Origin of the sequence: Bradyrhizobium sp. Ash2021 (assembly GCF_031202265.1) — a bacterium.
Lineage (GTDB): Bacteria > Pseudomonadota > Alphaproteobacteria > Rhizobiales > Xanthobacteraceae > Bradyrhizobium.
In genome coordinates, this window is record NZ_CP100604.1 from 9,306,042 (window position 1) to 9,328,819 (window position 22,778).

The window sequence follows — 22,778 nt, forward strand, 5'->3', positions numbered from 1 at the left end:
AGTCAGCCGCGCCGAAGGCAATGCAGGGTGATTTCCGGTGAACAGTTGAAGCGCACAGGAACGACGCTCGATCCTGCACCTACCGAGGTGTAGCCGCTCATGCCGTGATACTGCCAGGCTCCCGCCCCCATTCGTCGCGGCAATACTGCTTCAAGTATGATCGGAATAGAGCCTGGCAGACAGATCTGCCCACCGTGCGTATGTCCGCTCAGCAGCAGATTAAAATCGGCATGAGCCGCCTGGCGATAGACTTCCGGTGTGTGCGACAACAGGATGGAGAACTCGCCATGCGGTATCTGCAACGCAGCTTTTTCGATGTTATCGACCCTATAGTGGCGCGCATCATCGATTCCGGCTAGATAGATCTGTTGATCACCGCGCACGATGATCGCGCACTCGTTGAGCAGCATCCGTATTCCCATCGCTTCCAGCCCCGGAACCATCTGGATGGTATCGTGATCGCCAAGCACCCCATAAACGGGCTCCTTTAGATGAGCTCGCACTCGTGCGACGCCCTCCAGGGTTGCCGCGAACGGTCCAAAAGATTTCCCCCGATAGTCGCCGGTTAGAACACATAGATCATAACGCATGCCGCCGATAAGTTCGATCAGGCGCCGCATCGCACCCTCATTCATATCCACATGCATGTCGCTGATGTGTAATATAGTGAAGCCGTCAAAAAGCGGCGGTAAGTTCTTGAACATAACGTCGTTGCGCTTGATGAGAATGCTTTCTGTATTCCGGCGTCCGCGCCAGTAGAGACCGGTCAGCTTCAGGGTATTTCGAATGACAGAAGGGACCGGATACCAATTCCCGATGTGAAGGAGGAAGAGGCTTTGGCCGAAGATTTGCGCCTCGGAGTCGGTCTCGATGCCCAGTCGCTGTTTCGCGTGGAGCGGTCCGAGACGTTCTGCCAGTTTGCGCAAGACATCTTCGTCCATGGAATAACTTCCTCCCAAATCGGCTCGACCTTCCCTGGGGGCATCCGGCTCTGACGGGCACTATAGAGGATTCCGGCCATTTCCGGTTCGACCCCTCTCGCATTTCTGGTTCGGGTCTGCTCAAGCGTTGGATTTGCGTCTCACCCTCCGGCGGCGCGGGGCCGCTGGCCGACATCGCGACGTTGGCCGAATAGACGGAATCAGATGCTCTTTCCGAAAGGAGGTGTGCGCGTGGCGAGCATTGACACCCGCGAGGTCTAAACGGACTTGTTCGGTTGGCGCTCCCCGAAGGATTGCGCGCCGAGCGCGATGCAACATTTGCTTATACTGCAATTGCTCGCGGTCAGCCGCGCCGAAGGCAATGCAGGGTGATTTCCGGCGGGCAGTTCAGGCGCACAGGAACGACGCTCGATCCCGCACCTACAGAAGTGTAGCCGCTCATGTTTTGATACTGCCAGGCTCCCGCCCCCATTCGCCGCGGCAACATTGCCTCCAGCTTGATCGGAACAGATCCGGGCAGACAGATCTGACCACCATGGGTATGTCCGCTCAGCATCAGGTTGAAATTAGCATGCGCAGCCTGGCGATACACTTCCGGTGTATGCGACAACAATATAGAAAACTCACCATCGGGGATCTGCGACGCCGCTTTTTCGATATTATCGACCCGAAAGAAGTGCGCGTCATCGATGCCGGCCAGAAAGATGCGCTGATCGCCGCGCGCGATCACTTCACATTCGTTGAGCAGCATCCGTATTCCCATCGCTTCCATCGCCGGAACCATTTGAATTGTATCGTGGTTGCCGAGCACACCATAGATCGGCGGCTTTAGATGAGCTCGCAGTTTTGCTACGCCCTCTATGGCCGCCTCGAACGGTCCAAAAGTCTTTCCTCGATAATCGCCGGTTAGAACACACAGATCGTATTGCAGACTGCCGACCAGTTGGATCAGGTTCCGCATCGCAACCTCATTCATGTCCACATGCAGGTCGCTGATATGCAGAATGACGTAGCGGTCGAAAACCGACGGTAGCGCCGCAAACTTCACGTCGTTTCGCCGAACAATAATCCGTTCTGCATTCCGGCGAGCACGCCAATAGAGGCCCGTTAGCTTCAGCGCATTTCGAATTATCGCGGGCGCCAGATACAAGTTCTCTAAATGAAAGAAGGTAAGCCCCTGGCCAAAGACTTGTGCTTCGTGATCCGCCTCGATCCCCAATCGCTGTCTTGCGTGGAGCGGCCCGAGACGTTCCTCCAGTTTGCGTAAGATATCCTTGTCCATGGAAGAAGTTCCTCCGCAATGGCTCGATCTTCCATGGGAACATCAGGCGCTGCCAGACACTACAAAGTATTCCCTTCGGGCAAACAGTTTGTTTTACCTGACAGCATGGCTGATTTGCCCTCCCCGGCAACTCCCGGCCGGCGATGAACTATATTCCGCGACATCCCTTCCAAGGATCACCCGCGCCACAGTCCCGGCACGCTCGGCACAGGCCCCCGACACGATTCGGAAGGTGTGATCGTTGCCATTTGGGGCCTTGCTGCTGCCAAATCAGCCCCCGCAAGGCCGTTGCCCACCTCCGGCCAATCGGCTAAATGAGCCCCTACGCACCCGTAGCTCAGCTGGATAGAGCGTTGCCCTCCGAAGGCAAAGGTCACACGTTCGAATCGTGTCGGGTGCGCCAGGATTTTCGCACCCCCGAGGGGTGCCAGCGTGGTGATGAGTGACCCGGAATGGCTGAAGCCGATCTAGACGTCGTAATCCGGCAGCTCGCAAAGCAGCAAAACAAGAGCCTGATGGCCGCCGCGAAGAAGCGGCGCGACCAGTATGCGGCCCGGGCGGCCAAGACGAAGGACAAGGAAGCCAGGGACCGCTTCAGGCTGATGGCCAAAAGCACCATGCTGCACGGCGCAGCCGCGGCGAAGCGGCTGCAGAACTCGGCGGAAAACACCGCGGATAGCTACGCAAGGGCGATCAAGAACGCGGCGGAACAACCGCCCGCAAAAATGCCCGCCAAGAAAGCTGTCGAGAAAGTCGTCGAGAAAGTCGCCAGGAAAGCGGTCAAGAAGAAAGAAGCCTGACCGCCCCGGTCGCATATTCCCCGCCGCCGAACCCGTCCTCACCGGAGCGACCCGGCACCGGCGGCATCTAGCCCCCTGAAAGCATCCCTTTCAATTTCAGCACCGCGCTGTCCGGCGTCGTGAGGATCGGTCGTCCGGTTGCCTCGGCGACCATGGCCGCCGCCGGCGCCAGGCTGTACTGGGCCAGCGCGATCAGATCGCAATCGCGCAGATCCTTTGACGCCTCCGACACCAGGCGATCGTGCTCGGCGCGGTCGCCGCGGTCGAGCGCCGCCAAAGCGCCCTCCGCCAGCTTTGGCACGATCTCGATGGAAGCGGGGAATTCCGGCGGCATCGACGCCAATGTCGGCGGAAACGTCGACAGCAAGCCGATTCTGCGGCCTCGTGCGACGGCCTGTTCGATCATCGCCTCATTGGGCTTGAGCACCGGCATCGGCGCGTGCGCGCGGGCCACGGCTTCGATGCAGGGGCCGAACGCCGAGCAGGTGAAAAGGATGCCATCGGCGCCGGTGCCGGCGGCATAGCGCCCCAATTCCAAAAAGCGTTCGGTCATCGCCTCGGAGAGCCGGCCCTCGCGCGCCAGATCGGCCGACAGGCTGTCGTCGAGCAAATTCATCAGACGCGCTTCCGGCCAAAGTTTTGCGAACGCGGTCTCGACCGGCACGATCGAATGTTTCAGGGCATGGACGAGGGTGATGCGCATGGCCCAAGTCTCGCCGCCGCGCCGCCCGTGTCAACCCTCGATCCCGCAAAGGTTCGCCGCCGGCGCCGCCCGCAGCAATTGCTCGCGGCGCCTGGATTCAAGCCGGCCTGAGCGCGCGGTAAATGCCTTGCTCGAACTGACGATAGACGTTGAGCGCACGCGCGTCGGCGAAGGGCAGGATTTGCATCATGATCACCCCCGCAATATCCGACGCGGGATCGATCCAGTAATAGGTATTGTAGAGCCCGGCCCATGTCAGGCTGCCGGCCTTGCGGCCCTCCCGCACCGGATCAAGGTTGATCATGTGTCCGAGACCCCATCGCAGCCGGACACCTGGAAAGAAATCGACGTCGTTCGACAAGGCCGGATTGGTCGTCTTCATAATGCCGGCTTCGATATTGCCGATCTGGTTGGCCGACATCAGCGCAACCGTCTCCGGCCGCAGGATGCTCTTTCCGGCAAGGCTCCCACCGCTCAAGAGCGCCTGAAGCAAGGTCAGGTAGTCCGGCGCGGTCGAATAGATGCCGCCGCCCCCTGAGAACACTTTTGGGATCGTTCGCTTCTCGATCGGCTGCGGAACCAGCGCTCCGTCCGCTTTGCGCAAATACAGGCTCGCCTGGCGGGCGCGCTGCTCCTCGGTGACCGTGAAGCCGGTGTCCTTCATGCCGAGCGGCGCAAGAATGTGGTCGTGGAAATAGCGGTCCAGCGTCTCGCCGCTGACGATTTCCACCAGCCGGCCGACCCGGTCGAGGCTGCCGCCATAGGCCCATTTGGTGCCGGGATCGAACGTCAGCGGCATTCGGGGCAGCGCAGGGTCCTTGCGGGAGAGCTTGAGGTAGCGAACGAGGTTGGGGTCCCAAAGCTGATAACTAAACCCGGATGTGTGCGACAGCAGGTTGCGCAAGGTGATGGGCTTTTGCGCTGGCCGCAATTGCGGCGTGCCCTTTTGGTCGAAGCCTGCGAGAACCCAGGGCGATGCCAGCGTCGGATCGATCCGTTCGGCCGGCGCGTCCAGTTCAAGCTTGCCGCCTTCGACAAGCTGCATGGCCGCAACCGATGTCAGCAGCTTGACCATCGAGGCAATGCGAAAGACGCTATCAACCGAGAGCTTCGGCGCCGCGCCCATGCCGCGCATGCCGAACGCGCCCCGGTAGATCACCGACTGCGCCGTTGCGGCCATTGCGACAACGCCAGGCACCGCCGCCGCCGCGACGCTTTTTTGCAAGACCGCGTCGATTCCACTGCCGCGAGACAGCGCGCGAAGCGGCGCAGCAAGGCCGGGGAAACACAAGCCCGGCATCGCATTCGCGGCTGCGACCGCTGCCGTTTTCGCCAGGGCATCACGCCGGCTGAACCGAGCTGTCATGGACGGACACTCAGGGTTTCGGCCGGCGTCCTGATCGATCCTGTCCGGCTGATCTTCCTTGTTATACCGGAGCGCAGGCTCGTCCAACCCGGATTTTGTCGGATCGCTGTTCGCGCAGCGATCGAGCCGCGCAGATTGCGTGGATTTGTCTGCGGAAGATTGCGGAAAATTCCCGATCCGGTTTCGGATAGGAGCTGACGGCGCGAAGCGTCCCCTGCAAATCAGGGATGGGATTCTTGAGTGCGCCGGGCAGCAGCCTGGCGCATTGCACCGGCAGCACGCGACGCCCGTGTCCGTAGTCTTGCGGGACGCCTTGCCGCGATTTTCTCTCGTATCATGCGGATACTAACTGATTCGCGGCACAAACATTGCTTTTGAATATCGCGGCTGGAAAACTCGGGAGTGCGGAATGAAACGCATTGTCCTCGGTCTGGCGTTCGGTTGCATGTTTGGCGTTTCAAATGCCCGCGATCTCGGACAGTGGGAGGCGGGAGATCCGGCGATCCGCGAATGGTATCAAGCGCTGATGCAGCCGGATAATCCCTCGGTTTCGTGCTGTGGCGAAGCCGACGCCTATTGGGCCGACGAGATTCACGTCAGGGACGGAAAGACCTACGCGACCATCACGGACGATCGGCCGGACGAGCCGCGCCGCCGGCCGCATGTCGACGTCGGAACGGAAATCGAGATTCCGAACCACAAGCTCAAATGGGACAAATCGAATCCGACCGGGCACGGGATCCTGTTCCTGAGCCGCGGCGGCTACGTCTATTGCTACGTGCAGCCCGGCGGCGTGTAGCGACCTGCGATCGGACCGCCGGTGTTTCCAGGCGCTGGCGGGCGTCGCATTGTACGTGCGAAAAAGCATCTCTCGTCGCACGCGCCTACATTACCGGCAGTTCATGCTGCGCGCAGATTTCGCATAACAGACCCTGATCGCTTGCGTCTACAGACCGACGCTGGATGCGTGATAGCTTCGAACGACTAGCCGGAGCGAAGCGCTCCCAACAAGACTAACAAGAAAAAGCGTGCCCGATCATTCTGAACCCGCGACACTGACGTTCCGCTGCCCGGCGGAACTGGAGGGATTGATACCGGCGCCTGCGCCGGCCTCGTTCGGTCTTCCCGGCTGGCTCAAGGCGATGCCGTCGCAGGCGTTCAACGCCATCCACGGCCGCGAAGAAAACACCGTCAAGCGTTGCCCGCCTTTCGTCGACGCGATGACTTCGGGCTTTTTGATTCCCCTGATCTGCGACCTCAGGTTCGAGAACGGCCAGATCATCTGGGACAACGATCTTCCGCCGGGGGGCGCGGTAAGCTTTGTACGCTCCCCGATTGGATTTCATGACGCGAGCCAGCTAACCGGCACGCCGCTGTTTGAATCCGACCGCTTCCTGATCAAATTTCACAACTTCTGGACCATCGAGGCGCCTGACGGCTACGCGGTGCTGTTCACGCATCCGTTCAACCGCTTCGACCTGCCCTTCACCACGCTCACCGGCGTGGTCGATTGCGATCGGTACCACGACAACTGGGTCCATTTTCCAGCCCGCTGGCATGATGTGAATTTCAGCGGCCTGCTGCCGAAGGGCACACCGATCGCGCAATGCCTGCCGATCAAACGAGAAAATTGGGTGGGACGCACTGCCCCGTTCACCCCGGAGGACACCCAGCGGGCGCACGAACTTACAAACGCCATTGGCCGCGAACCCGACCTTTATCGGCGGCAGTTCCGGGTGTGAAATCCGCTAACCGTTCAGGAATTTCGCAACCGCGCTGGGCCGCATGAAGAAGCGGCCATGCGTGGTGGTCGCAAGCGACATGATGGCTCGGCCGATCATCTCCGGTCTGCCGCGGGCCGCCGCGCGTATGCTCACCTCTCCTGCGTCGCGCTCACCCATTTCGAGCAGACATACGCCGAAATTGGCCCGCGTCAGGGCATCGTCGGGCCGCAGCGCCAATGCTCGCCGAAAGGTCTCGGCAGCGGCGCCATAGTCGCCGTCCAGCACCATGACACGGGCCAGTTCCGCCAGGACATCATGCCGCCCCGGTGCCGCGGCGAGTGCGTGCTCCAGAATGGCGCGCGCCTTGGGCCGGTCGTTGCGGCCGAGATAGAGGGATGCGAGCCGGATCTGCAGTTCGACGACGTTTGGCGTCAGCGCAAGGCCGCTTTTGAGGGCTGAGATGGCCTCGTCGTCTCTGCCGTGTTTGGCGAGCTGGCTGGCAAATTCGAGGAATGCCGGCGGAAACGGCGGCCGCCTCGCTATGGTTTGGCGCAATTGGTCGAGCGCCTCGTCGCGGCGCCCGGCACCGGCAAGCGCGATGGCGAGCAGCGTCTCGGTTTTGGAACTGCCGTCGCGACGCGCCGCCCTCTCGAGGGGCACGACCGCCTCGTCGGCGCGGTTCTGCATCAGCAGCGCACGACCAAGAAGCGTCGCTGCGAGCGTATTGCTCTTGTTCGCCCTCAGGACGCCGGAGGCAAGCCGTTCGGCTTCACCGGGCCTCTGCATTTGCAACGCAAAAGCCGCCCTTTCGAGCGCCTGATCACTGGAATTGCGCCGTCCAGGGGCGGGTGAAAGATGTGGGGACTTCGACATGGGCTTCCGCGGCAGACAAAACCACGCAGGCCCGCCCCGTACTATCCCCGATTTGTGCAGGACTCCCATGACGCCGCAGCGATTGCGGAGCACGAGCTCCACAAGACCCTGCCACCCAACAAGACCAGATCAGAGCAGCGACGTGCGCGCAGCCGCGATCGTCCGCCTGCATCGGTCAGAACAACCCCGGACTCAAATCGACGCCATAGGTTGCAAGAAGGACCGACACGAACAAGCCGGCCAGCGCGAATAACAACAATTGCTGAAGAATATTGATTTGAGGAGAATTAGCGGGAAACGCACGGGCAATCGTTTTTACCAAAGCAGTCATTTGCGATCTTTCCAAGGTCAGCCCCATGGAATGGGTCGCGTCAGAGGCGGCAAGGGTTCAACAAAAGTCGAAGATCGGCACGCGGTGGCCCGGCGTGGGCGCGGCCGAACTGCAGCGGAAGCCAGTTATCCGCAGCGTTAAGAATTTCGCGCAGCGGCACGAAGCAATTCAGTCTTCGTCATTCCGGGGCGCATCGAGGACGCGAACCCGGAATCACAAGCCAGTCAGCTGTGACAGCAAGATGCCTGAACCGGCGCCGGCTGGTACTGGTCGCGGAGCCGCAGCCAGTCCATCGGATAGGGCAGGCCCTCCTCGTGGCGCCCGAGCGGCGTCAGGTCGAGATAGTGATAGGCGGCGTTCATCATGTCGAGGCCGCGCGCAAAGCAGGAATAGGTATGGAAGATGCTGCCGGCCTCGTCGCGGTAAAACACGCTGATTCCCGGCGCCTCCTCGACGCCAAAGCCGGAGGTGCCGAAATTATAGACCTTGGCGCCCGATTTGATTTCATCCGGCGTGAACGAAACCGCGAAGTCATAGTTGAAATCACTATTCGCCGATGAGAGCCAGTCGAACGTCCAGCCCATTCGCTGCTTGAACGCGGAGAGCTTTTCCAGCGGCGCGCGCGAGATCGCGACCAGCGCGGTGTCGCGCGCGGCAAGATGCGGGATCATGCGCTCAAATCCATCCGCCCAGAACGAACAGCTCTTGCAGCCCTCGTTCCAGTCCGGCGCGAACATGAAATGCTGCACCACGAGCTGGTTGTGGCCCTTGAACAGATCGGCCAGCGTCAGTTTGCCGGCAGGCCCGTCGAACACATAGTCCTTGTCGACCTTGACCCAGGGCAGCGCGCGGCGCTCCTCGCTCAGCCGGTCTCGGGTGCGGGTAAATTCCTTCTCGTGCGCCAGATGGGCCTTTCGCGCCTCGATCCACTCTGCGCGCGAGACGATTTTGTGCGGTTGCATGAGAGGCTCCTTGCTTCTTGCGTATCAGGCGAGACTTTTTTCGAGCTGGTCGAGCGAAGCCATCCAGCCGCGCTCGTGGCTGTCACGCGCGGCAGAATCGAACAACTGCTCGTGGTGCACGGTCATGAGCGTGCCATCGCCGTCCGGCTGCAGCGACACCGTCACCTGCGATTCACGCTCCGGCGTCGAGTGCCACGCCCAGCTGAACACCAGAAGCCGGTTCGGCACCACTTCGCGATAGACGCCGCCGACCTGGTAATACTCCTGGTCGGTGGAGAAGCCGACACGGAAGCGCCCGCCGACCTTCGGGTCGATGTCGGCTTGAAACGAATCGCGCCTGGCGTCGGCGCGCCCGAACCATTGAATTATTTTTTGCGGGTCGGTCCAGGCGGCGTAGACTTTCGCCGGGCTCGCATTGAGCCGGCGCGTGAAGGTGAGGCTTGGTCGCGCCGCGAGATCGGCGGCGGCGACATTTGGTTGGCTGGCCATGGATCTTCCTCCACAAAAGCGGCAAGGCGATCGAGATTTTCGGACCAGAAGCGCTGGTAGCGATTGAGCCAGTCCGTCGCCTGCTCCATCGGCTTGGCGGTCAACCGGCACGCCACCGTCCGGCCGGTCTTCTCGCGCGCGATCAGTCCGGCATCGGACAGCACATCGAGATGCTTCATGATCGCGGGCAGCGACATCGCAAAGGGCTGCGCCAGTTCGCTCACCGAAACGCTTTCCTTGTCGCCGAGCCGCGCCAGCAGCGCGCGCCGGGTCGGATCCGCCAGCGCGGCAAAGGTGCGGTCCAGCACTTCTTCTCGATACTTAACCATATGGTTTAGTATAATGCCCAACCGCCGCGAGTCAAGCCGACCCGCAACGAAAATCAGTCGTTGTAATAATTCCGGTAGTGGCGCCCGCGCCGCGTCTGCTGGCCGTACGCGGCGCGCGGGTTGATGTTGCAATAGAGTGCGCGGCCGGACGCACTCGCCATGCACTGGGCGTAGGTCTGATAGGAGCAGTCGCCGGGAAAGCCGAAACCCCTGCCCTGCGCGCACCAGGGATAATCGTAGGCCGCGGCGGGAGCGGAGCCGGCGAAGGTGGCGGCAGCGGCCGCCATCAATACCAACATCACCATGCGCATGATCGTGCCTCCATCGCATTGGCCGGAAGCGGCCGTTGCGTCACCCCGAAATGCAGAACGGCGATGCCCGTCATAAGGTTCCGGGAAGGCGCCTTATTCCACCTTGAGGCCGGCGAACTCGACCACTTTCTTCCATTTCTCGGTTTCGGCGACGATGTTGGCGCCAAAGGCTTCCGGCGTCTGGATCAGCGGCTCGCCGCCGAGTTCGACCAGGCGCTTCTTCATGTCTGGCTCGGCCAGTATCGCGTTGATCTCGGTATTGAGCCTGGCGACGATCTCCTTTGGCATGTTCTTCGGTGCGCCCATGCCGAACAGTGCGCTTGCCTCATAGCCGGGAACGGTTTCGGCCACCGTCGGCACGCCGGGCAGTTGCGCGGACGGCTCTGCCGTCGTCACCGCCAGCGCGCGCAAGGCGCCGGAGCGGATGTGCTGGATGATCGAGGGCATGTTGTCGAAGATCACCTGCACCTGGCCGCCGAGCATGTCCGTAATCGCCGGCGCGGCGCCGCGGTAGGGCACGTGCTGCATCTTGGTGCCCGTCATCGCCATGAACATCTCGCCGGACAGATGCACCGAGGTGCCGTTGCCCGAGGAGGCCATGTTCACCTTGCCCGGATTGGCCTTCACATATTCGATGAACTCGGCGACCGTTTTGGCTGGCACGTCCTTGCTAACCGTCATCACATTCGGCACCCGGTTGAAGGACGCGATCGGGGCGACGTCGCGGACGAAATTGAATTTCAGGTTGGCGTAGAGCGTGGTGTTGATGTAGTTGGCCGGGTTGACCAGCAACACGGTGTAGCCGTCGGGCTCGGCGTTAACAGCAGCCTCGGTGCCGATATTGTTGCCGGCGCCGGGCTTGTTTTCGATCACGAATTGCTGGCCGAGTTTCTCCGACAGCCGCTGGCCGATCAGGCGCGCAATGATATCGGTGGCGCCGCCCGGCGGATAGCCGACCAGGAAGCGCACCGGCCGGGCCGGATACTCCGCTGCAAATGCGCGGCCGATCGCAAGCGTGGATACGCCGGTGCCGATCAGGCCCAGCGCGGTTCGGCGTGAAATCATCTAGTTTCTCCCGATATGACCGGGTTCAGACCCCGATCCGTTTCTATTGAACTGACAACGGCCCGCGTTGTAACAAACAAAGCGTGAAGCGGCCAGTGCGACACTTGCACTCCCGACCGCGACGAAAGGATTAGGCATGACTGTCAAGGTGAATGCGCTCGATCATCTCGTGATCAATGTCGCCGACGTGGCGCGTTCCGCCGAATGGTACCGCACGATTCTCGGCATGGAGGTCCGGGTGTTCGACCCGGGCCAGGGCAAGACGCCGCGGACATCGCTGCTGTTCGGAAACCAGAAGATCAATGTGCGGCCGCGCGATGCCGACAAGGTCGAATGGTTCACCGCCGATCACGAAACCGCAGGCAGTGACGATCTCTGCTTCCTCACCGCGAGCACGCCGGACCAGGTGGTCGCCCATCTCAAGGCGCACGGCGTTGATATCGAGGAAGGCCCGGTCGCCAAGCAAGGCGCCCGCGGCACGCTGCGCTCGGTCTATTGCCGGGATCCGGACGGGAGCTTGATCGAGATTTCGTCGTATGAGGGTGCGGGTTAGCCCCAACCCGTCATTGCGAGGAGCGAAGCGACGAAGCAATCCACTCTTTGTCGTTCCGGGATGGTGCGTTAGCACCAGACCCGGAATCTCGAGATTCCGGGTTCGATGCTACGCATCGCCCCGGAATGACGGCTCTGTAATTGCAGATTTGCCCCACGCCCCATCCGATGGCAGAACTACTCCCAAGCAAAACCAAGGCGGCCGTATCGCTGCCCGGGAGGATCAATGACCGCTTCACAGCCAGCGCCGGGTATCGTCGGACCGTTTGCCGGGATGGACGTGCCGTGGCTGCTGCGGATGCGCGCCGAGACCCGCCGCGACCATCCGTTCCTGATCTGGGCGCCGTTCGAAGGTCCGGCGCGGCGCTGGTCCTACGGCGAATTCCACGACCGCGTCGGCGCGCTGGCAGCAGGCCTGGTCAAACGCGGCGTGGCGCCGGGCGAATATGTCCTGATCCATCTCGATAATTGCATCGAGGCCATGCTGGCCTGGTTCGCCTGCGTCGAGCTCGGCGCCATCGCAGTCACCACCAACACCCGCTCCGCGCCGGCAGAGATGGAATATTTCGCCGGTCATTGCGGCGCGGTGGCCGCGATCACCCAGCCCGCCCACGCCGAGATGGTCTCGGCGCATTGCCGCGGCTTGCGCTGGCTCGCGGTGATTTCGCACGACGCTGGAGCTGCGCCCACGAACGGCGCACCGCGCGGCGAGCGTTTCGAAGCCCTGTTCGCCGACAGCGCCGACCGGCCGCGCCGCGCCGTCGATCCGCTTGCACCCTGCAGTGTGCAATACACCTCCGGCACCACGTCGCGCCCGAAGGCGGTGCTGTGGACCCATGCCAACGCGCTGTGGGGCGCCAAGGTCAACGCCGCGCACGAAGACCTGCATGAAGGCGACGTGCATCAGACCTATCTGCCGCTGTTCCACACCAATGCGCTGGCCTATTCGATGCTGGCGGCGCTGTGGGTCGGCGCGTCCTGCGTGATCCAGCCGCGGTTTTCCGCCAGCCGCTTCTGGCCGGTCGCGCTGGAGCACCACTGCACCTGGACGTCGACCATCCCGTTTTGCATGAAGGCGCTGCTGGAGCACGAGATCCCCAAAAACCACAAATTCCGGCTCTGGGGCACCGCCGTGAACGACCCGCCCGCATTCGCCGTGTTCGGCATCAAGATCATCGGCTGGTGGGGCATGACCGAGACCATCACCCACGGCATCATCGGCGAGGTCGACCAGCCCAATACGCCGATGTCGATCGGCCGGGCGGCGGCGGAATATTCCATCCGCGTCACCGACGATGACGGCCGGCCTACCGAAGTCGGCGGCACCGGCAATCTCCTGATCAAGGGCATTCGCGGCCTGTCGCTGTTTTCGGAGTATCTGCACAATGAAAAGGCCACCAGCGAGAGTTTTGACGAGCACGATTTTTTCATCACCGGGGATCGCGTCACGCTGCTGGACAACGGCTTCCTCAAGTTCGGCGACCGCGCCAAGGACATGCTGAAGGTCGGCGGCGAAAACGTCGCGGCGTCCGAGATCGAACAGGTGATCGCGCTGGTGCCCGGGGTGCGCGAGGCCGCGGTGGTGGCGAAGAAGCATCCGATGCTCGATGAAGTGCCGGTTGTCTTCATCATTCCGCAGGCCGGCATCGAAGGCGCACCGAAGGATCTGCATGACACCGTGATGGCCGCCTGCCGCAAGTCGCTGGCGGATTTCAAGGTGCCGCGCGAGATTCGCTTCGTCGACGAGATGCCGCGTTCGACGCTGGAAAAGGTGGCGAAGGCGGAGTTGCGCAAGATGCTGGGATAGTGGTTGGACGACAAGACTACGGGCAATCGGAATCTTTCCGCGTCATTGCGAGCGCAAGCGAAGCAATCCATAGAGCGGCAAAGAAAGTCTGGATTGCTTCGTCGCTATCGCTCCTCGCAATGACGGGCTGTTGACAGACGACTGTGGGACAAATGCAAAACCAACCCGAAATCATCACGCTCCAGAGCGCGATGACTTATCGCCGAATCGTCATCGGTTCAGCTCAAAGCGGATCGGCAATTTCTTCGGTCCATTGACAAAGGTGGCCTGCGTCATCTTCACCTCGCCGTCGAGCGCAATCGATTTCAGTCGCGGCAGCAGTTCCTCGAACAGGATCCGCATTTCCAGCTTGGCGAGATATTGCCCAAGGCACAGATGCGCGCCATAGCCGAAGGCAATGTGCCGGTTCGGCTTGCGGTCGCAGCGGAATTTGAAGGGTTCCTCGAACACGTCCTCGTCGCGATTGCCGGACGCGTAGCACAGCATCAGCCAGTCGCCTCTGGCGATCTTGCGCCCGCCCAATTCGGTGTCGGCAGTGGCCGATCGCATAAAATGCTTGACCGGCGTCATCCAGCGGATCGCTTCGTCGACGAGGCCCGGGATCAGTTCCGGATTCGCCCTGACGCGCGCGAATTGTTCGGGGTCTTCGGCAAGCGCCCAGATCGCGCCGGCGGTCGAGGATGACGTCGTGTCGTGGCCCGCGGTGGCGACGATCATGTAATAGCTGGTGGCATCATGGTCGGGCATGTATTCGCCGCCGATCCTGGCGTTGGCGATCACGGTGGCCAGATCGTCGCGCGGGGTGCGGCGCCGGTCCTCGGTGATGGCCCTGAAATAGGTGCCAAAATCGGCCACGACCGCCTGCATCATGCCGGAAAACTGTTCTGGCGACAGTTGCTCCCTGATTCGCGCCGTGTCGGGATCCTGCGCGCCAAACAGCTCCTGCGTCAGCCTGAGCATTCGCGGCTCGTCCTGCTCGGGCACGCCGAGAATTTCCATGATGACGTGCAGGGGATAGCCGAGCGCCACGTCGGCGACGAAATCGCACTGCCCGCCCTTTTCGATCATGCGCGCCACGGTATGCCGTGCAATCTCGCGAACCCGCGCCTCGAATTTCCCGAGATTGGCCGGCATGAACCAGCCCTGGGTCAGCGCCCGGTATTTCGGATGGTCGGGGGCGTCCATCTGAACCAGCGAGCGCACGAGATTGGGCCCGCCGGTGATCTTGCGGACGCGCTCCTCGAGCGCCCGCGTCGTCAGCGTGGTCGGGCGATCGGCATTGTGGAACAGCTCGTTCTGGCGGCTGACGGCCTGGATATGCGCGTGCTTGGTGACGACCCAGAACGGATCGAACTTCTCGGTCCGTGCAATTCCCAGCGGATTGTTGGCGCGAAGCCAGCGGTAGCTGTCATGGATGCGGTGATCGGCATAGGCGGCTGGGTTGACGAGGGTGGCGGCAATGTCGGCTGGGATATCGACATCGTCTGAGGCTAACCTGCTGTCCATGGGTTTCCTGCCGCCATCGTTCATGAATTCGCAACGCGCGTGCGATGATCACCGATAGCTAGCCGGCTGAGCAGCCCGAATACTTGCGCTGAGCGGCTGGCGGCAAGCGGGCATCATCCCGGGGACGCGAGGGTGGGCGCCGGATTGACGTGAGTGCTCAATGATACCCGAACGCCACCGGGCGGAACGCCTGCAGCAATTGCTGGTCGAGCTGGCCGCCCATCTCTTCCATCATGGAGAACGCGTTGGCGTGGGTGAACTGCAGCCGGTAGGCCCGCTTCTCCACCAGCGCCGCATAGATGTCCACGATCGTGGTCAGGCGGACGATGTCGCTGATTTGATTGCCGCTCAGCCCGTTCGGATACCCGGTGCCGTCGAGGAATTCGTGATGGTGCAACACCACGTCCAGCATCTCCGGCGGAAAGCCGCCCTGGGCCGCCAGCGCGTCATAACCGCGGCGCGGATGCTCGCGCATCAGCTCCATTTCCGCCGCGGTGAGCGGACCAGGCTTGTCCAGCAGGCTAACCGGAATGAACGCCTTGCCGACATCGTGCAGCAGGGCGGCGCGGGCGAGACGCCGCTGGTCGTCCTCGCGCATGCCGAGATGCTGTGCGAAGGCGACGGCAAAGCCGGTGACAAACAGGCAATGGCGATAGGTATCGGTGTGGTGACAGCCGACCGTCGTCAGCCATTCGCGCAGCGAGGAGTGCTTGATGGCCTTCAGAATCTTGTTTTCGGCTTCCACGACGTCGCTGAATTTCAGCGGAATACCCGCCGGAAGCTTCTCGAAGATCTTGACCATCACGGCGTGCGCCGCTGCAACGCCCCGGTTCAGGGCCTTGCCGCGATCGGTCTCGTCATATCCATCGCTGTCCGGAAACGCGGCGCGGATGCGTTGCAAAATGCCCTGCGCGTCGAACGGCCGCGAAATCGTGTCGGTCGCGCCCAGCGCCCAGGCCTGCATCGATCCATGATGAAGCGCATCGGCAAGCACGAACAGCCGCGGCATCTCGCGGTAGGCTTCGGCCCGCAGCTTGTTGCGCACGAGCTGCACGCTCTCGGCGGAACGCAGGTTGATATCGACCACGATTCCCGAGAGATCGCGCGCCGGCGCGTCGGGAATTTGCGATGTCGTGATGGTATCGACCTGGCCGACCGACTGCAGAATGCTGGCCAATTCACTGCTTTGATCGCTTCGATCCGACGCCAGCAGCAGCCGGCGTTTGGACGAAGTTTTGTTGGTTAAAGCTGTCATGGGACCCCAGAGCCTTGCGGTAGTGACCGACGCCAAAGGCTACCGGAGAAGGCGTTCCTTGCGGCTTAAGAGGCATCGTGAAAGTTAACCTAGTGACGACGTTACAATTTTAATGATCGCGGGGCCCGTCATCGCCGTCATTGCGAGCGCAAGCGAAGCAATCCATCGCGCAACAAGCTGGATTGCTTCGTCGCTCACGCTCCTCGCAATGACGGCTGCTGGCGACGCAATACTCTCCCCACGAACGCCCCACGAAAAAAATCCGCCGGAGGAACCTCCGGCGGATCGTTGTTGTCGCGAGGCAAGCGTCCTTACGCCTTCATGTTCGCCTTCACCGCTTCCGCCGTGATCGGCAACGAGCGGACGCGGGCGCCGCAGGCGTTGAAGATCGCGTTGCCGAGCGCAGGCGCGATCACCGTCACCGCCGGCTCGCCGACGCCGGTGGCCTTCTCGCCATTGGCGCTTCCTTTCCAGAGGCAATGCAATTTGGAATTGCTCGAAGACATCATTTTTGAAATCTAACGTTGCGCGGTGCGGCACGATTTTGTCATCGTATTGTCAATGGGGGTCGCCGCCGCAGACATTGTCTGCCGTTTCTGCATTTCCCAACGGCGAATGGATCGCGCTAGGATGCGCCCGGGGCCGAAATGCTCATCATCACTTTGGGAAGCCGCAATGCCAAAGCTCAGTCGTGACGGGGTCAATATCTATTACGAGGTTCATGGCAATGGCCCACCGCTGTTGCTGACCCACGGCTATTCATCGACCTCTGACATGTGGCAGGGCCAGATCGAGGCGTTTTCGAGACATCACAAACTCGTGCTGTGGGACATGCGCGGCCACGGCCAGTCCGACTACCCCAGCGATCCCGCGGCCTATAGCGAAGCGTTGACGGTCGCCGATATGGCCGCGTTGCTTGACGAAGTCGGCGCCGCCCAGGCGATCGTCGGCGGGCTGTCGCTCGGCGGCTACATGTCGCTGGCGTTTTATCGCACCCATCCGCAACGCGTGCGGGCGCTGCTGATCATCGACACCGGACCCGGCTTCAAGAAGGACGACGCCCGCGAAATCTGGAACAAGCGCGCCCATGACACCGGTGATCGTTTTGAGCGCGAGGGTCTCGAGGTTTTGAAGTCCGGCAGCCGCGAACGCTCCAGCGTGACCCACCGCGATGCCTCGGGCCTGGCCCGCGCCGCACGCGGCATGCTGACCCAGCGCGATGCCCGCGTGATCGAATCGCTGCCCGATATCAAAGTGCCGTCGCTGGTCGTGGTCGGCGCCGACGACACGCCGTTCCTGGCCGCCTCCGACTACATGGCGGCGAAGATTCTCGGCGCTCGGAAAGTGGTGATCCCGGCCGCGGGACATGCCGTCAACATCGACCAGCCGCAGGCCTTTATCGACGCGGTGCTGCCGTTCCTTGACGGCCTCGACGCCAGCGCACCGCAGAGGGCCGCGTCATGAAAACGCCTGCTGTCGCCGTATGGCTAGTGATCGCCGGCGCCTCGGTGCCGGCCGGTGCGCAACACCTGCCGCCGACCGGCGGCCCCTACCCGCCATCCTTCACCGCGACCTTGTCGAACAATACGCCGCTGGCCTTCGGCATGGACGCGGAACAGGCGTCGCGCGCGCTGGGCACGCCGCTGAATTATGTCAGCGGCCGCCCCGGCAATGAAATCTACCTTACGTTCCGGAATGTCGGCGGCAGCGGATTGTTCTTCATCAAGGACCGGCTCTACCTGCAGTTCCGCAAAGGCAGGCTGGCCGGCTGGAAGGGCGACTGGGGCCACAACTGGATGTGGCAGTAACCGGCCGCTTTGATCATCTCAAGAAAACTTCGTGCAACCCTCAACGCAAATGGATGACCCGTGGGACAAGATATCAAACTGACGGCTTCGGACGGCTTTAAACTGGGCGGCTATCGCGCCGACCCCGCAGGCGCGCCGAAAGCCGCGATCGTCGTGATCCAGGAGATCTTTGGCGTCAATCACCACATTCGCGCGGTCTGCGATCGCCTGGCCGGCGCCGGATATGTCGCCATTGCGCCGTCGATCTTCGACCGCATCGAACCGGACTTCCAGTGTGGCTATTCGCCCGATGAGATTGCCAACGCGCGCAAATTCGTCGCCAATCCCGACTGGGCCGCGATGCTGCTCGACACCCAGGCCGCGATCGACGCGGTCAAAAATGTCGGGCCGGTCGGCATCGTCGGCTTCTGCCTCGGCGGCAGCGTCGCCTATGCGGCGGCGACCAAATTGTCGGGCCTGTCGGCTGCGGTCGGCTATTACGGCGGCGCCATCGTCCGCTTTGCCGACGACAAGCCGAAGGTACCGACGCAACTGCATTTCGGCGAAAAGGACGCGGGCATCCCGCTGACCGATGTCGACACCATCAAGGCCAAGCGGCCCGAGGTCGAGATCCACGTCTATCCCGGCGCGCAGCACGGCTTTCACTGCGACGAACGCGCAAGCTACGACAAGACCAGTGCCGACATCGCCTGGCCGCGCAGCCTGGATTTCTTTGCGAAGCATCTGAAGTGACGCGGTAGGCGTCATTCCGGGGCGTGCGCTAGCACGAACCCGGAATCTCGAGATTCCGGGTCTGGTCCTTTGGACCATCCCGGAATGACAGTGTGAGAAGCATCAGAACCAGCGCTCGCCGATCAGCACCGTATCGCCCGGGCTGAGCGGCGTGCCGAGCGGAACCACAAAGCGCCCCGTTCCGGACTCGTCGGTATGCGTCAGCGTGACGCTGTCGCGCCGCGCCCGTGGCGAGAAGCCGCCGGCAATCGCCACCGCGCTCTCGACCGTCATGTTGGGGACGTAAGGATATTGGCCGGGAGCGGCGACTTCGCCGAGGATGAAGAACGGGCGGTAGGCTTCGATTTCCACCGCGACCGAGGGGTCGCGGATAAAGCCGCCGCGCAGCTTGGCTGATATCCCCGCCGCCAGTCCCGCCGGCGTGCGGCCGCGCGCGGGCACCGGTCCGATCAGCGGCATGGTGATAGAACCGCCGGCATCGATGGCGTAGGTATTGGTAAGGCCTTCCTGGCCGTAGACCACGACGCGCAGCTTGTCGCCGGCATCGAGGTGATAGCCCGCGTCGTATCGCACCGGTTCGACCGGCGCTGCATAGACCGCCTGGGCTGGCGCCGGCTCGTAATAGCCGCGAGGGGCCGCAGCAAAGGCCGAGCGAAGCGCGCTGATCGCGCCGCCGCCGGAATCGGCAACCGCCACCGGGGCCGGCGCATAGGTCTGGCCGTAAGCCATGGAATCGAGATCGCTCTGCGGCTGCGCGACGGCGACGGGACCGGTCGTGCGCATGCAGCCCGACAGAGCGAGCGCGGTCATGATCGCAGTGATCGGTAATCGAAACGCGCGCGCAACCCGCACCGGAGCCATCCCTCAAAGCGAGACAGCTCCAGTCTTGCACCGGTTATGGTTAACAAATCGTTTTTTTCGGCCTCACCACGCTAGCGGGCGAGGTGACGAGGGAAGAAGTCAGGCCGCTAAATCCGCACCGATCGGGCAAGACACGCCGGTGCCGCGCAACCCGCAATATCCGGCCGGATTCTTGGCGAGATATTGCTGATGATAGTCCTCGGCGAAATAGAATTCGCCCGACGGCGCGATCTCGGTAGTGATGGTGCGAAGACCCTTTGCCGTCAGCGCCTTCTGATACATCGATCTCGATGCATCGGCGGCATTACGCTGGGCGTCGCCGAAGGTGTAGATCGCGGAACGATATTGGGTGCCGACATCGTTGCCCTGGCGCATGCCCTGCGTCGGGTTGTGATTTTCCCAGAACGTCTTCAGGAGTTTTTCGTAAGCGATCTGCTTCGGATCGAACACCACCAGCACCACCTCGGTGTGGCCGGTGCGGCCCGAGCAAACCTCTTCATAGGTCGGGTTCGCCGTGTGGCCGCCGGCATAGCCGACCGCTGTCGCGTAGATGCCCTCGCCGAGTTGCCAGAACTTGCGCTCCGCGCCCCAGAAACAGCCGAGCCCGAACACCGCTTGCTCGAGACCTGCGGGATAAGGCGGCTGCAGCTTGCGGCCATTGACGAAGTGGGTGGCGGCGGTCGGCATCGGCGTGGCGCGGCCGGGCAGCGCTTCAGCGGCACTCGGCAACGCAGTGGTCTTGCGCATGAACAACATGGATGACCTCCAGGCGGAACATCGGCCGAGGTGGAGAGGCGTCGGCCGGTTGACTTCTATATATCTTTACGCCGATCGCCGCAGCCCCATTGCGCGAGCTTTGTTAAGTCAGCAGCCTTGCTGGATCGGCTGTCCTGGTGGGCCGGTGCTGCGGTGCAGTCCAACCTCGGGGGTCAGTCGCGCGAATAGCCGATCAACGGCTTGCGCGGCCGGAACAAGATCATCAGCAAGATGCCGACCACGCCCAGCACGGCAAACACCGGCTGGTCCAGGATGATCTTGATGACGCTGTTCCACAGCCAGGGTGCCTTGCCCTCCAGCCAGGTCCGGAACGCCAGCTGGCTGGATTGGTGAATATCGTTCCAGAACTGGCCGAACCGGGTGAAACGCAGGGTCTGGTCGGCCACGAAGCGGGCGCCGTCATAGACCATGAAGATAAATCCGCCGGCCAGCAGCAGCAGGCCGATAAGTCGAAAGAAACCGCGGATCATGCGTCACCTTAATATCTGTCGGGCGCCCTGGGCCGTCAGCCAATAGCGGGCGGCCCGGAGAAATTCAACCTCATCAGCAACTTATGCGCCCTTTCCGGCTGGATTCCCGCAACTTCGGGGAGCCCGGAAAGCGTTGACGGTGCGGGGCGCGCCCTCTATAAGACCCCCAATGGCGGCGGGCGCAATCCCGCCGCCGCTGTTCTTTGAGCATTGCTGCTGTCTGAGCCTTTTCGCTCCGGAGCATGGCATCCTCAAGAACGCCCTTGATGAACACCCTTGTAAGACACACCAGCGTCGATCACACGATTTGAACGGCCGGCGCGCTCAAGCCCGACCACTGAGCGACCAGCGCCGAAGGATAGTTGAGAACATGGCCAATACCACTTCCGCCAAAAAGGCGACCCGCAAGATTGCCCGCCGCACCATCATCAACAAGTCGCGCCGCACCCAGATGCGCGGTGCGGTTCGCACCGTCGAGGAAGCGATCAAGAGCGGCGATCGCGATGCGGCATTGAAAGCGATGGCGCAAGCGGAACCAGAACTGATGCAGGCAGCGCAGCGCAACATCATTCACAAGAACAACGCGAGCCGGAAGGTGTCGCGCCTGACGCACCAGATCGCCAAGCTTGCGAAATGAACTGACTGAAGAAGATATTCGTCAAAAAAGCCCGGCTCAGCCGGGCTTTTCTTTTTTGATATTCGATTGTTCGATTGCTGCACAGCTGACTGCGTGTCATGCTTCTTCACGCCCGTATTTTTACGAGGTGCCGGTTGTTGCACGGGCAGTGCTATGCGCTCGAATGCGAGAAACCGGCTCGTTATGCCGGGAACACGACATAGCGCATGGTTTCCGATCCGCGAAAGCCGGGCGGGAGTTACCCGAAAAAACAACCGCGAAAAACTTCGCTTCGCTAATCACTTATCCCCATAGCAAGTCCAAGCGGTTTGAAAATTGGCTCGCGCGAGATCGAACGTAAATATTTTATGAATATTTTTTGCGGGCGCCGCGAGATTTGTGACGGCGACCGGCGCGCGCGATTCTGTGCACGGATTCAAAAACTTGCTTTCCGATTTCGCAATTGCAGCGCGGCAACACCGGCGAAGACTCGTTCGTCTCCGTCGATTCAACGGATTGTCAGAACTCGCGCATAGTGTATTTCTTAGATCGTTCGCGACGCCTACGGCTCTCCAGATCAGCGCGGTTTGAGACCCAAGGGCGGACGTGCAAATCGGCGGCGGTGTGCGCGTTAGCGACGCTTTCCAAGCGATGCTAAGTTGATAACTCATAGCAATATGAGGACGGCTGTTCTGTGTCTAAATTTCTCGGCGTGGCTTTCGTGCGCTACGGACAAGGGAGATACGGCGCCAGCCGACAACCATTGCATGGGAACGCGGAGCCCGCGAACGGGTTGAAGACGACAGACTGAGGTACGCGGCGGGGCAGCGCTGGGCATTGTGATGTTCGGTAGCGGCAGACTGGCTTTGAAAAACACTTTCGAGTTGACAACTCGCCGCGCGTAATCGCGGTGGGAGGGGGAGGTAGTATGCTTTACGGAATCATCGCGGCATTCGAATTGCAGATTTCAAACGGAACCGTATCCGACACCCTGGATTGCACTTTTACCCAGCCCTTTGCGCGAACTCCGGAAAGACCGTCGAGTACGCGCTGACCTCGCGGGCGCTTCTTCTCCAGCCGATGATTTGCCCGACGGCGTCTTCGCCGAACGGTTGATCTATGTCCGGAGCGGGAAGCTTCGCTTGAGGTCGCGCCGTGGCAGGAAACCTGCACGGCGATTTCACAACACCACTACTCTTTCAGAAAAGTTTTCAGGCA

The 22,778-nt window shown here is 61.8% G+C and carries 26 protein-coding genes and 1 tRNA gene; 10 read left to right on the plus strand and 17 right to left on the minus strand.

Going from position 1 to position 22,778, the window contains the following annotated elements; translation table 11 throughout:
• Window positions 1–2: 2 nt before the first annotated feature.
• On the minus strand, window positions 3–941 hold the full coding sequence (locus NL528_RS44675) for a metallophosphoesterase (RefSeq protein WP_309180714.1): 939 nt from the start codon (window positions 939–941) through the stop codon (window positions 3–5).
• A gap of 343 nt (window positions 942–1,284) precedes the next feature.
• Complete coding sequence (locus NL528_RS44680) at window positions 1,285–2,223, minus strand: metallophosphoesterase (RefSeq protein ID WP_309180715.1); 939 nt, start codon at window positions 2,221–2,223, stop codon at window positions 1,285–1,287.
• A 326-nt stretch (window positions 2,224–2,549) separates the two neighbouring features.
• Between NL528_RS44680 and NL528_RS44685 the strand changes: the two genes are divergently transcribed.
• Window positions 2,550–2,626, plus strand: a tRNA-Arg gene (locus NL528_RS44685).
• 49 nt (window positions 2,627–2,675) lie between these two features.
• On the plus strand, window positions 2,676–3,023 hold the full coding sequence (locus NL528_RS44690) for a hypothetical protein (RefSeq protein WP_309180716.1): 348 nt from the start codon (window positions 2,676–2,678) through the stop codon (window positions 3,021–3,023).
• A 67-nt stretch (window positions 3,024–3,090) separates the two neighbouring features.
• Here NL528_RS44690 and NL528_RS44695 read toward each other — a convergent pair whose 3' ends face one another.
• Both NL528_RS44695 and NL528_RS44700 read right to left on the minus strand, forming a co-directional pair.
• Entirely contained in the window at window positions 3,091–3,726 is a 636-nt protein-coding gene (locus NL528_RS44695) for an aspartate/glutamate racemase family protein (RefSeq protein WP_309180717.1), read from the minus strand.
• A gap of 97 nt (window positions 3,727–3,823) precedes the next feature.
• Window positions 3,824–5,092: a serine hydrolase domain-containing protein gene (locus tag NL528_RS44700; RefSeq protein WP_309180718.1), complete on the minus strand. Its 1,269-nt coding sequence runs from the start codon at window positions 5,090–5,092 to the stop codon at window positions 3,824–3,826.
• Window positions 5,093–5,501: 409 nt separating this feature from the next.
• Between NL528_RS44700 and NL528_RS44705 the strand changes: the two genes are divergently transcribed.
• Together NL528_RS44705 and NL528_RS44710 are read left to right on the plus strand one after the other, a co-directional pair.
• Complete coding sequence (locus NL528_RS44705) at window positions 5,502–5,891, plus strand: hypothetical protein (protein ID WP_309180720.1); 390 nt, start codon at window positions 5,502–5,504, stop codon at window positions 5,889–5,891.
• 343 nt (window positions 5,892–6,234) lie between these two features.
• Window positions 6,235–6,834 carry a hypothetical protein gene (locus NL528_RS44710; RefSeq protein ID WP_375143963.1) on the plus strand — a complete coding sequence of 200 codons (600 nt, stop codon included), beginning with the start codon at window positions 6,235–6,237 and terminating at the stop codon, window positions 6,832–6,834.
• Window positions 6,835–6,840: 6 nt separating this feature from the next.
• On the opposite strand, the gene NL528_RS44715 is transcribed toward NL528_RS44710, so the two are convergent.
• From NL528_RS44715 to NL528_RS44745, 7 genes are all read right to left on the minus strand, one after another.
• Window positions 6,841–7,602, minus strand: a complete 762-nt coding sequence (locus NL528_RS44715; RefSeq protein ID WP_309180722.1) for a tetratricopeptide repeat protein — start codon at window positions 7,600–7,602, stop codon at window positions 6,841–6,843.
• Window positions 7,603–7,864: 262 nt separating this feature from the next.
• Window positions 7,865–8,020, minus strand: coding sequence for a response regulator (locus tag NL528_RS44720; RefSeq protein ID WP_309180723.1), 156 nt, complete (start codon window positions 8,018–8,020; stop codon window positions 7,865–7,867).
• A gap of 224 nt (window positions 8,021–8,244) precedes the next feature.
• Window positions 8,245–8,982 (minus strand): thioredoxin family protein, encoded by a 738-nt coding sequence (locus tag NL528_RS44725; RefSeq protein ID WP_309180724.1) that lies wholly within the window; start codon window positions 8,980–8,982, stop codon window positions 8,245–8,247.
• A gap of 24 nt (window positions 8,983–9,006) precedes the next feature.
• Complete coding sequence (locus NL528_RS44730) at window positions 9,007–9,351, minus strand: SRPBCC family protein (protein WP_309185281.1); 345 nt, start codon at window positions 9,349–9,351, stop codon at window positions 9,007–9,009.
• The gene (locus NL528_RS44735; protein WP_375143964.1) at window positions 9,348–9,779 is read right to left on the minus strand and encodes an ArsR/SmtB family transcription factor; all 432 of its coding nucleotides are present in this window, start codon (window positions 9,777–9,779) and stop codon (window positions 9,348–9,350) included. Before NL528_RS44735 ends, NL528_RS44730 begins: the two co-directional genes overlap by 4 nt.
• A 74-nt stretch (window positions 9,780–9,853) precedes the next feature.
• Window positions 9,854–10,111, minus strand: a complete 258-nt coding sequence (locus NL528_RS44740) for a DUF3551 domain-containing protein (RefSeq protein WP_309180726.1) — start codon at window positions 10,109–10,111, stop codon at window positions 9,854–9,856.
• A 93-nt stretch (window positions 10,112–10,204) separates the two neighbouring features.
• Window positions 10,205–11,176 carry a tripartite tricarboxylate transporter substrate binding protein gene (locus NL528_RS44745; protein ID WP_309180727.1) on the minus strand — a complete coding sequence of 324 codons (972 nt, stop codon included), beginning with the start codon at window positions 11,174–11,176 and terminating at the stop codon, window positions 10,205–10,207.
• A gap of 136 nt (window positions 11,177–11,312) precedes the next feature.
• On the opposite strand from NL528_RS44745, the gene NL528_RS44750 reads away from it, so the two are divergent.
• On the plus strand, window positions 11,313–11,729 hold the full coding sequence (locus tag NL528_RS44750; protein WP_309180728.1) for a VOC family protein: 417 nt from the start codon (window positions 11,313–11,315) through the stop codon (window positions 11,727–11,729).
• 225 nt (window positions 11,730–11,954) lie between these two features.
• Window positions 11,955–13,535 (plus strand): AMP-binding protein, encoded by a 1,581-nt coding sequence (locus NL528_RS44755; protein ID WP_309180729.1) that lies wholly within the window; start codon window positions 11,955–11,957, stop codon window positions 13,533–13,535.
• Between the two features lie 210 nt (window positions 13,536–13,745).
• Here the strand turns inward: NL528_RS44755 and NL528_RS44760 are convergent, their stop codons facing one another.
• From NL528_RS44760 to NL528_RS44770, 3 genes are all read right to left on the minus strand, one after another.
• Window positions 13,746–15,041, minus strand: a complete 1,296-nt coding sequence (locus NL528_RS44760) for a cytochrome P450 (protein WP_309180730.1) — start codon at window positions 15,039–15,041, stop codon at window positions 13,746–13,748.
• A gap of 157 nt (window positions 15,042–15,198) precedes the next feature.
• On the minus strand, window positions 15,199–16,296 hold the full coding sequence (locus tag NL528_RS44765) for an HD domain-containing phosphohydrolase (protein WP_309180731.1): 1,098 nt from the start codon (window positions 16,294–16,296) through the stop codon (window positions 15,199–15,201).
• A gap of 311 nt (window positions 16,297–16,607) precedes the next feature.
• Window positions 16,608–16,805, minus strand: a complete 198-nt coding sequence (locus NL528_RS44770) for a hypothetical protein (protein ID WP_309185359.1) — start codon at window positions 16,803–16,805, stop codon at window positions 16,608–16,610.
• Window positions 16,806–16,971: 166 nt separating this feature from the next.
• Between NL528_RS44770 and NL528_RS44775 the strand changes: the two genes are divergently transcribed.
• From NL528_RS44775 to NL528_RS44785, 3 genes are read left to right on the plus strand one after another with little or no spacing between them, the layout of a single operon-like run.
• Window positions 16,972–17,760, plus strand: coding sequence for an alpha/beta hydrolase (locus NL528_RS44775; RefSeq protein ID WP_309180732.1), 789 nt, complete (start codon window positions 16,972–16,974; stop codon window positions 17,758–17,760).
• Window positions 17,757–18,104 carry a hypothetical protein gene (locus tag NL528_RS44780; RefSeq protein WP_309180733.1) on the plus strand — a complete coding sequence of 116 codons (348 nt, stop codon included), beginning with the start codon at window positions 17,757–17,759 and terminating at the stop codon, window positions 18,102–18,104. Before NL528_RS44775 ends, NL528_RS44780 begins: the two co-directional genes overlap by 4 nt.
• Window positions 18,105–18,164: 60 nt before the next feature.
• Entirely contained in the window at window positions 18,165–18,836 is a 672-nt protein-coding gene (locus tag NL528_RS44785; RefSeq protein WP_309180734.1) for a dienelactone hydrolase family protein, read from the plus strand.
• A gap of 102 nt (window positions 18,837–18,938) precedes the next feature.
• On the opposite strand, the gene NL528_RS44790 is transcribed toward NL528_RS44785, so the two are convergent.
• The 3 genes from NL528_RS44790 to NL528_RS44800 all read right to left on the minus strand — a co-directional run bounded on the left by NL528_RS44790 (window position 18,939) and on the right by NL528_RS44800 (window position 20,944).
• A complete protein-coding gene (locus tag NL528_RS44790) occupies window positions 18,939–19,646 on the minus strand; it encodes a polysaccharide biosynthesis/export family protein (RefSeq protein WP_309180735.1) in 708 nt (235 codons plus the stop codon).
• 150 nt (window positions 19,647–19,796) lie between these two features.
• Window positions 19,797–20,453 (minus strand): peptide-methionine (S)-S-oxide reductase MsrA, encoded by a 657-nt coding sequence (msrA, locus tag NL528_RS44795; RefSeq protein WP_309180736.1) that lies wholly within the window; start codon window positions 20,451–20,453, stop codon window positions 19,797–19,799.
• 173 nt (window positions 20,454–20,626) lie between these two features.
• Complete coding sequence (locus NL528_RS44800; RefSeq protein ID WP_309180737.1) at window positions 20,627–20,944, minus strand: hypothetical protein; 318 nt, start codon at window positions 20,942–20,944, stop codon at window positions 20,627–20,629.
• Between the two features lie 370 nt (window positions 20,945–21,314).
• Between NL528_RS44800 and rpsT the strand changes: the two genes are divergently transcribed.
• Window positions 21,315–21,581: a 30S ribosomal protein S20 gene (rpsT, locus tag NL528_RS44805; protein WP_074272437.1), complete on the plus strand. Its 267-nt coding sequence runs from the start codon at window positions 21,315–21,317 to the stop codon at window positions 21,579–21,581.
• Window positions 21,582–22,778 lie beyond the last annotated feature (1,197 nt).

Bases quoted from the DNA above. Each gene is read 5' to 3' on its own strand.
- NL528_RS44675 (WP_309180714.1), bottom strand. From the start codon at position 941: ATGGACGAAGATGTCTTGCGCAAACTGGCAGAACGTCTCGGACCGCTC.
- NL528_RS44680 (WP_309180715.1), bottom strand. From the start codon at position 2,223: ATGGACAAGGATATCTTACGCAAACTGGAGGAACGTCTCGGGCCGCTC.
- NL528_RS44690 (WP_309180716.1), top strand. From the start codon at position 2,676: ATGGCTGAAGCCGATCTAGACGTCGTAATCCGGCAGCTCGCAAAGCAG.
- NL528_RS44695 (WP_309180717.1), bottom strand. From the start codon at position 3,726: ATGCGCATCACCCTCGTCCATGCCCTGAAACATTCGATCGTGCCGGTC.
- NL528_RS44700 (WP_309180718.1), bottom strand. From the start codon at position 5,092: ATGACAGCTCGGTTCAGCCGGCGTGATGCCCTGGCGAAAACGGCAGCG.
- NL528_RS44705 (WP_309180720.1), top strand. From the start codon at position 5,502: ATGAAACGCATTGTCCTCGGTCTGGCGTTCGGTTGCATGTTTGGCGTT.
- NL528_RS44710 (WP_375143963.1), top strand. From the start codon at position 6,235: ATGCCGTCGCAGGCGTTCAACGCCATCCACGGCCGCGAAGAAAACACC.
- NL528_RS44715 (WP_309180722.1), bottom strand. From the start codon at position 7,602: ATGCAGAGGCCCGGTGAAGCCGAACGGCTTGCCTCCGGCGTCCTGAGG.
- NL528_RS44720 (WP_309180723.1), bottom strand. From the start codon at position 8,020: ATGACTGCTTTGGTAAAAACGATTGCCCGTGCGTTTCCCGCTAATTCT.
- NL528_RS44725 (WP_309180724.1), bottom strand. From the start codon at position 8,982: ATGCAACCGCACAAAATCGTCTCGCGCGCAGAGTGGATCGAGGCGCGA.
- NL528_RS44740 (WP_309180726.1), bottom strand. From the start codon at position 10,111: ATGCGCATGGTGATGTTGGTATTGATGGCGGCCGCTGCCGCCACCTTC.
- NL528_RS44745 (WP_309180727.1), bottom strand. From the start codon at position 11,176: ATGATTTCACGCCGAACCGCGCTGGGCCTGATCGGCACCGGCGTATCC.
- NL528_RS44750 (WP_309180728.1), top strand. From the start codon at position 11,313: ATGACTGTCAAGGTGAATGCGCTCGATCATCTCGTGATCAATGTCGCC.
- NL528_RS44755 (WP_309180729.1), top strand. From the start codon at position 11,955: ATGACCGCTTCACAGCCAGCGCCGGGTATCGTCGGACCGTTTGCCGGG.
- NL528_RS44760 (WP_309180730.1), bottom strand. From the start codon at position 15,041: ATGGACAGCAGGTTAGCCTCAGACGATGTCGATATCCCAGCCGACATT.
- NL528_RS44765 (WP_309180731.1), bottom strand. From the start codon at position 16,296: ATGACAGCTTTAACCAACAAAACTTCGTCCAAACGCCGGCTGCTGCTG.
- NL528_RS44770 (WP_309185359.1), bottom strand. From the start codon at position 16,805: ATGATGTCTTCGAGCAATTCCAAATTGCATTGCCTCTGGAAAGGAAGC.
- NL528_RS44775 (WP_309180732.1), top strand. From the start codon at position 16,972: ATGCCAAAGCTCAGTCGTGACGGGGTCAATATCTATTACGAGGTTCAT.
- NL528_RS44780 (WP_309180733.1), top strand. From the start codon at position 17,757: ATGAAAACGCCTGCTGTCGCCGTATGGCTAGTGATCGCCGGCGCCTCG.
- NL528_RS44790 (WP_309180735.1), bottom strand. From the start codon at position 19,646: ATGACCGCGCTCGCTCTGTCGGGCTGCATGCGCACGACCGGTCCCGTC.
- msrA (WP_309180736.1), bottom strand. From the start codon at position 20,453: ATGTTGTTCATGCGCAAGACCACTGCGTTGCCGAGTGCCGCTGAAGCG.
- NL528_RS44800 (WP_309180737.1), bottom strand. From the start codon at position 20,944: ATGATCCGCGGTTTCTTTCGACTTATCGGCCTGCTGCTGCTGGCCGGC.
- rpsT (WP_074272437.1), top strand. From the start codon at position 21,315: ATGGCCAATACCACTTCCGCCAAAAAGGCGACCCGCAAGATTGCCCGC.